Below are 6,422 nucleotides of genomic sequence, written 5' to 3' on the forward strand. Positions count from 1 at the left end.
TCTGATCGACAGCAGCCTGGAGGAGCGTCTGTCGGATGATCCCGGAGTCGAAGCCGCAGCCTTCGACTCCGAGGATCGGGATCTCAGAGAGGAGATCAAGCGCTAAGGTTTCAAGGTCAGAGGCCGTAAGAACGGTGTCTGGATGGTAGAGGAATCTCACAACACCCATCTAGACGCTTTCTGAGAATCTAATCTCATCAGTCGTAACTAACTGCTGACTCGATGGGAACTACCGATAGTAGACATCAAGGTTGTGAGTCTCGAGAATTGGTTCAGTCTCAGTTGTAGATTGATTCTGATCGTCCGTTACAATCGATGACTCGAGCAGCGAGTCGCTTTCGGCAGTTGTCTCGGTTGACTCAGCGATATCCGGTTTGGCGTTCTCGTCGTGATCAGGTTGCAATTCGGTACTAGTGTCGGTGTCGATTGTATTATTCTGACTCATTACCTTATTCTTGGCGCTGATATTTGTTTCGCAGGACAATCGCAGAGCCGTTCAGCATCAATAGCACGACCAGCAGTGTGACAACACCCGCTGCGAGGACGCCATATCGAAAGTCAGCGTTAATTAACTTTGACCAGGAGTAGATCTGTCGTGGCATCGCACCGAACAGGCTGAAGAAGGAATTTGGCGGGACACGGACAACTGCAGCCGCCCCGATCATCAACAGCGGAGCAGTCTCGCCAATCGCACGGCCGAACGCGAGGATCGTTCCAGTCAAGATTCCGGGCATTGCCTTCGGAAGCACAACGTTGCGGACCGTCTGCCACCTTGTCGCACCCATCCCATAGGAGGCCTGACGCATCGAGTCCGGGACGGCACGGATCGCCTCTTGGGCGGAGACAATAATGATCGGGAGAATCAACAACGCAATAGTTAGTCCACCGACAACAACAATCCCTGCCTGCATCCCAATTCCGCGAACGAACAACGCGAGACCGAGTATACCATAGACAACCGACGGGACGCCAGCGAGGTTTGCGATGTTGATCTCGATGAGCTCAACGATTGAGCTGAGACGTCCCTGGCTTGGAGCATATTCCTCGAGATAGACTGCAGCACCGACACCGATCGGGAACGCTGCTACGGCAACGACGATCAGCATCATTACCGAACCAACAAGTGCCGGATAGATCCCTGCTTCCCGCGGCGTTGTATCATGGGCACTCGTGAGGAAACTCCAATCGAGCCAGGAATTGGGCCCGGCGAAGCCGAGGGTTTCGATGACAACAAGCGCAAGTACTGTTCCAAGGCCGACAACGACCGGAAATGCAAGTCCAGTAATGCCCTTGTCGCGCCGAAGAACAGATTCACCATATAATCCAACTGGCACACCAACTACTGTTGCCAGAATGATCCAGCCAGTAGCTGAGAAGCCAATTAGTGGTGCGACAACCAGACCAAGACTCGCGACGGCGATAGTCATCCCTCCGGCGATAATTCCGTCGCGATCGCGATTTCGGACACGACGGATGTGCCAGGCAGCTGCTGCAGCGATCGGAACAGTGAACGTGAGCAAAAGGGATACTGACGCGATCGGTAAGGTAGGTTGTGCAAGGATCAGGTCTCGCAAGCTCGGAACGAGAGCAGGCACAGAAAACGACAGGTCAAAGAGCTCTTGTCCGAGCAGCGGGGTCTGAATCGATCGGTCCACGCTGAATCCCGGCACACCAACGATTGCAAGAACTGGTGCGAGTATGACGATTGCAGCTCGCTCGAGCGCAAGAGCCGAGTTTCCACGTACTTGCTGGTGGAGCTTAATGACCCCGTATGCGACGGTACCAGCTACGACGAGCGCAAGCCACTCGTGAGCAGTGACGATGTGATTGAAAAAGATGACGACACCACCAGCGAGCAGTGTCATCACTATCGGGAGTCCGAATGAGGTATATGCAACTTCACCCGCTCGGGTATCGCGCTGGTAGTAATACACGGCAAGGGCGATTGCCGGAAGAATAACTGCTCCGACGATTGTGAGGAGCCAGCCCGTATCGGCAGTAGCTGGCCGAAAAGCATTGTTAAACACGTACAGCAGGAATACGAACACGAGTCCGAGGGCCAAAAGCGTCGCACCGAGACAGGACAGCCTAAACAGAGCACCTTGGATTTGGCTGACCTGTCCGTCTGCTCCAAACCAGTGTCCGGTCTCCTCATCTGTGGTCGCCATTAGTAATTCACCTCTGTAACTATCATGAATTCCACAATTCTTGGTTGACGTGAGTTCATTGGTACTCCTCCCGGTATCGCGCAGCGATTCGGTTGCTGAGTAGATTCATAGCGAAGGTGATGACAAACAGTGTTAGTCCGATCGCGAACATCGAGTAGAACTCCGGCGTTCCACCGGTTGCGTCACTCGTGACGGCATGAACCATCGCGGCAGTCATCGTCTGGCCGGAGTTAAAGAGATTCGCGAGAGGATTCGTCATGTCCAGCATTCGTGCCTGCATTCCACCGGCCATTACGACGATCATCGTCTCGCCGATTGCCCGTGAGAGTGCCAGAATATACGACGAGAAAATACCAGAGACTGCAGCTGGAATGACGATGCCGGTCGAGACTTCAAATTTCGTCGCGCCAAGCCCGTATCCGGCTTCTCGCAGAGAATCCGGAACTGCGCTCATCGCGTCCTCGCTGATCGAAGAGACCATTGGAATGATCATGATCCCGACCATGATCGAAGCACTCAGCAGATTGAACAGGTTCAACTCGAGCCCAGCTGCGCGTAGCCACGGAGTCAGGTAGACTAGTGCAAGATAGCCATACACAACTGTTGGGATCCCTGCAAGGATCTCAAGGGCAGGCTTTAGCAATGATCGCGCTCGGTCACTAGCGTACTCACTCAGGTAGACTGCAGCTGCGGTCCCAATCGGGATGGCGACCATCGCTGAGATAACCGTAACAATCAACGTTGCGGTCACCAGCGGCAGAACGCCAAAGGAGTCCCGACTTGATTCCCATTCAGTGCCAGTAAAGAACGAGACAGCGTCTACCTGCTCAAAGAAGGCAATCGCGTCGACTGTAAGTGTGACGATGATACTACCGGTAACGAGCACTGTCAGCGCAGCACAGCCGAACAGTAGCCAGTGGTAGAGCCGTTCTTTGGCGATCCGTCCATCAACCGACCCAGTGAGGTCGGCGTCTATTGGGTCAGTACTCATTGAAAGATAATATTGGAATGATCAATTTATTTGGGACCAGTGCTGCTAGTTCCCTGCCACTTCCTCGAGTGTACTCATGTTCTCGTCGACAATATCTTGGTTCGCCGGCACGTATCCAACTTCCTCGGCGATCCAGTCCGAAGATGAGTTCTCGATGTAAAACTCCATGAACGCGGAAACCTCTTCTTCCCCGAGTGCCTCCTCGGATGGGTAGACGTACAGGGGCCGTGCCAGTGGATACGTTCCCTCTTTCGCTCCATCTAGACTCGGTTCAGCACACTCGCCGTCCTCATTCTCCTTGATCTCGAGTGCCTTCACACGATCCTCGTTCTCGGAGTAGTATGCGTAGCCGAAGTAGCCAATTGCGTATTGGTCATCCTCAATTCCTTCGACGATGATGTTGTCATCCTCCGTAGGCTCATAGTCAGTACGGTGACTCTCACCATCGAGAACGTTCTCGGTGAACCAGTCGAACGTTCCCGAGGTCGTATCGGGCCCATAAAGGACAAACTCCTCGTCAGGCCAGTCCTCGTTAATGTCCTGCCATGTTTCGGCACCGCCTTCTTGCCAGATTTGTGCCATCTCATCGAAGGATAGACAGTCGACCCAGTCGTTTTCCGGGCTAACTGCCATCGTCACTGCATCGCTGGCGATCTGCATTTCGACTGGCGTGACATCGTTCTCTGCACAGTGTTCTTCCTCTTCGGACTTGATCAGCCTCGAGGCACCGTTGATGTCTGCATCACCTGGACAGAAGTGGTTCTCGAAGCCGCCACCGCTCCCTGTCGAGTCAACAGTAACGTTGACGCCTTGGTTTTCCTCCATAAATCGCTGGCCCATTTCGTCCGAGATGGGGAACACCGTACTGGACCCTTTGACAACGACTTCACCGGAAAGGCCATTACCGCTACTGCCGTTTCCAGTATTGGTTTCGGAACAACCGGCGATTGTAGCCGCCCCTACGGAACCAGCTGCACCGAGGAATTTTCGTCTGGAAACGCTACCCCCTAAATGACCAAACTGGCTGTCTGCCATCAAGTGGACGAGTGGATTGAGTACCTAAATGCGGTGCTAATTGCTATATATGCCATATATGAGGGTTGCATATTTAGATATATCTTGGCGTATTGCTATAGAGACATATATAGAATCGCTACTCTTCCCAATAACTGTGGAGACTGTCACAGAACAGTCCTGGTGTACCTCTGTGCTCCCGTCAGAGTAGACACGGTATCTTTTGGGTTGTTGCTTTGAGTTAGGTATTTCAGCAGGACAACAGCGCCAGGGAGACATGGTCCTTTTTACGTCCTGCTGTCATCCATCTCCCTCTGTCCTTCACCCAGTCGTTACATCGATTGCCGACTCCTACGTGCGATACGCAATCAACGCGATCGCGAATATCAGCATTTCATCCGCCCGGTGTGTTCGTACCGGGCATGCCTCAATCCTCAGTGGACACTCTCACTCATACGATGACCCCGAAGAGACCGATGTCGTGGCCTTCTCGGAATCGCGTGGTTCGCGTTCGTTCTCGGGTTCGCCCACGAAGAGGAGTTCGAGATTATTGCGCTCTGTGCCGGGTCAAACCACTGCCTCGAACTGATGAGTGCATATGCCCTCACTGTCATCGTGGGTATCGTCGGGCTGACGATGCTGTTGATTGCAGGCTACCAGCATTCCGAGGAGAAGGTCGAGCAGTATACGCCGTATCTCCCAGCGTTTTCCGCTTGTTCTCATCGTCATGGGACTTGGTTTCATTATTGGAGTGTTCTAATGTATCTGTTCAATTCGCACTCTGTACGGAACGCCTGTGGGCGTCATAGAAGTCTTCTCTTAGTTTTGATTACAACCACCTTTAAAACGAATATATGATAAGTAGGTCTGCGAATGGAACGGAGAGGCATACGTCGAGCCCTGTGGACGAGCCATCTGCCTTTTTTATCGAAGCTTTTTGCTGGGGGTTGAGGCTGACGCCGAAGGCGTCAGCCGATCCCGCCGGTAAAAAAGTTCGCTCCAGGTACCGATCGAGCGCCTCGAGACCGATACCGACCGACCGTCTCGCAACGCGGAGTCAGTCGTGGACTAACACGTCGAGGACGTCCGGGCCGTCCCGCTCGAGAGCCTCCTCGAGCGCCGCCTCGATCTCGTCGGGCGTCTCGACGAGGCGGCCGCGGGCGCCGTGGCTCTCGGCGTTTTTCGGAATGTCCACGGGCGGCTCGAAGTCCATCCCGGGAAAGTCGTAGTCGTCCTCCTCGCCGCCCATGATCTTGAGCGTGTTGTCCTTCAGGATTCGGTAGTTGCGGTTGTCGGGAACGACGACGGTGAGGTCGAGGTCGTACCGGGCTGCGCTGTAGACGGCGTTGGGGTAGTAGAGGTAGGAGCCGTCGCCGATGAAGCCGACCACGTCGCGGGGCTGGTCGCGCTGGCTCTCGGCCAGCGCCGCGCCTACCGAGGCGGGCAGCCCGTAGCCGAGTCCCCCGCCCTTGTTCGAGATGTACTGCTCGGGCGCGAGGTCCCAGCGGGTGAGCATGGCGTACTTCGAGGTGACACCCTCGTCGACGACGTAGGCGTCGCCCGCGACCTGTTCCATCGCGTCGACCAGCTCGGCCTTCGAGGCGCGGGGATCGTCGGTCGCCTCGCCTTCGCCCATCGCCCCGATCTTCGCCTCGACCATCTCCTTGACTGCGCCGACGCGCTCGAGGCGCTCCCGGAGGTCCTCTTCGGAGAGACGCTTCCGAACGCACTCGGCGAGCCCCTCTATCGCGAGCCCGGGATCGCCGATAACCGCGGCGTCGGCCGGCTGGTTCTTCCCGAGCTCCCAGGCGTCGGGGCCGACGTGGATGCAGGTCGTCTCCGGGTCGACCAGCGCCTCCTCGTGGCGGGTCAGCGTCGTGTTCGTCGAGCAGCCGGCGAACAGCAGGGTATCGCTGTCCATCAGCATCGCGGCGAGGTCCTCGTCAGGCGGGATGTAGGAGACCCACTGGTCGTGGTCGGTCGGGTAGTCGATCTCGCAGGCCATGATCTCCCCGTGGACCCGGGCTCCCGCAGCTTCGGCGAGTTCGACCGCGGCCGCGACGGCGTCGGCGCCCGAACGGGCGACCTCGTCGCCGACGACCATCACTGGGTCGTCGGCCTCGGCGAGCAGGTCGGCCGCGCGCTCGAGCTGGCCCGGGTCGCCGGCTCCCGCGCCGGGGAGCGGGGCGGGGCGCGCGGGCCCCGGGGGGGGGGGCTCCGGGGGGGGGGGGGGGGGGGGGGCGCGGGGG

At 56.6% G+C, this 6,422-nt stretch carries 4 protein-coding genes and 1 pseudogene; 1 reads left to right on the plus strand and 4 read right to left on the minus strand.

From position 1 onward, the window contains the following. Nucleotides 1–449 precede the first annotated feature (449 nt). From pstA to GWG54_RS20240, 3 genes are read right to left on the minus strand one after another with little or no spacing between them, the layout of a single operon-like run. On the minus strand, nt 450–2,168 hold the full coding sequence (gene pstA, locus GWG54_RS20230) for a phosphate ABC transporter permease PstA (RefSeq protein WP_167939440.1): 1,719 nt from the start codon (nt 2,166–2,168) through the stop codon (nt 450–452). Between the two features lie 55 nt (nt 2,169–2,223). Further along, nucleotides 2,224–3,159, minus strand: coding sequence for a phosphate ABC transporter permease subunit PstC (gene pstC / locus GWG54_RS20235; RefSeq protein ID WP_167939441.1), 936 nt, complete (start codon nt 3,157–3,159; stop codon nt 2,224–2,226). Between the two features lie 45 nt (nt 3,160–3,204). Next, nucleotides 3,205–4,194, minus strand: a complete 990-nt coding sequence (locus GWG54_RS20240) for a PstS family phosphate ABC transporter substrate-binding protein (RefSeq protein ID WP_167939442.1) — start codon at nt 4,192–4,194, stop codon at nt 3,205–3,207. A gap of 412 nt (nt 4,195–4,606) precedes the next feature. Between GWG54_RS20240 and GWG54_RS21095 the strand changes: the two are divergent. Then, nucleotides 4,607–4,933, plus strand: a pseudogene (locus GWG54_RS21095) (hypothetical protein); the annotation flags it as partial. A gap of 297 nt (nt 4,934–5,230) precedes the next feature. Here GWG54_RS21095 and GWG54_RS20250 read toward each other — a convergent pair. Next, nucleotides 5,231–6,422, minus strand: a 1,192-nt coding sequence (locus GWG54_RS20250) for a thiamine pyrophosphate-dependent enzyme (protein ID WP_245242898.1), incomplete at its 5' end; no start/stop codon positions are given.

The sequence above is a fragment of the Natronococcus sp. JC468 genome (assembly GCF_012163165.1).
Classification (GTDB): domain Archaea; phylum Halobacteriota; class Halobacteria; order Halobacteriales; family Natrialbaceae; genus Natronococcus; species Natronococcus jeotgali.

Bases quoted from the DNA above. Each gene is read 5' to 3' on its own strand.
- pstA (WP_167939440.1), bottom strand. From the start codon at position 2,168: ATGGCGACCACAGATGAGGAGACCGGACACTGGTTTGGAGCAGACGGA.
- pstC (WP_167939441.1), bottom strand. From the start codon at position 3,159: ATGAGTACTGACCCAATAGACGCCGACCTCACTGGGTCGGTTGATGGA.
- GWG54_RS20240 (WP_167939442.1), bottom strand. From the start codon at position 4,194: ATGGCAGACAGCCAGTTTGGTCATTTAGGGGGTAGCGTTTCCAGACGA.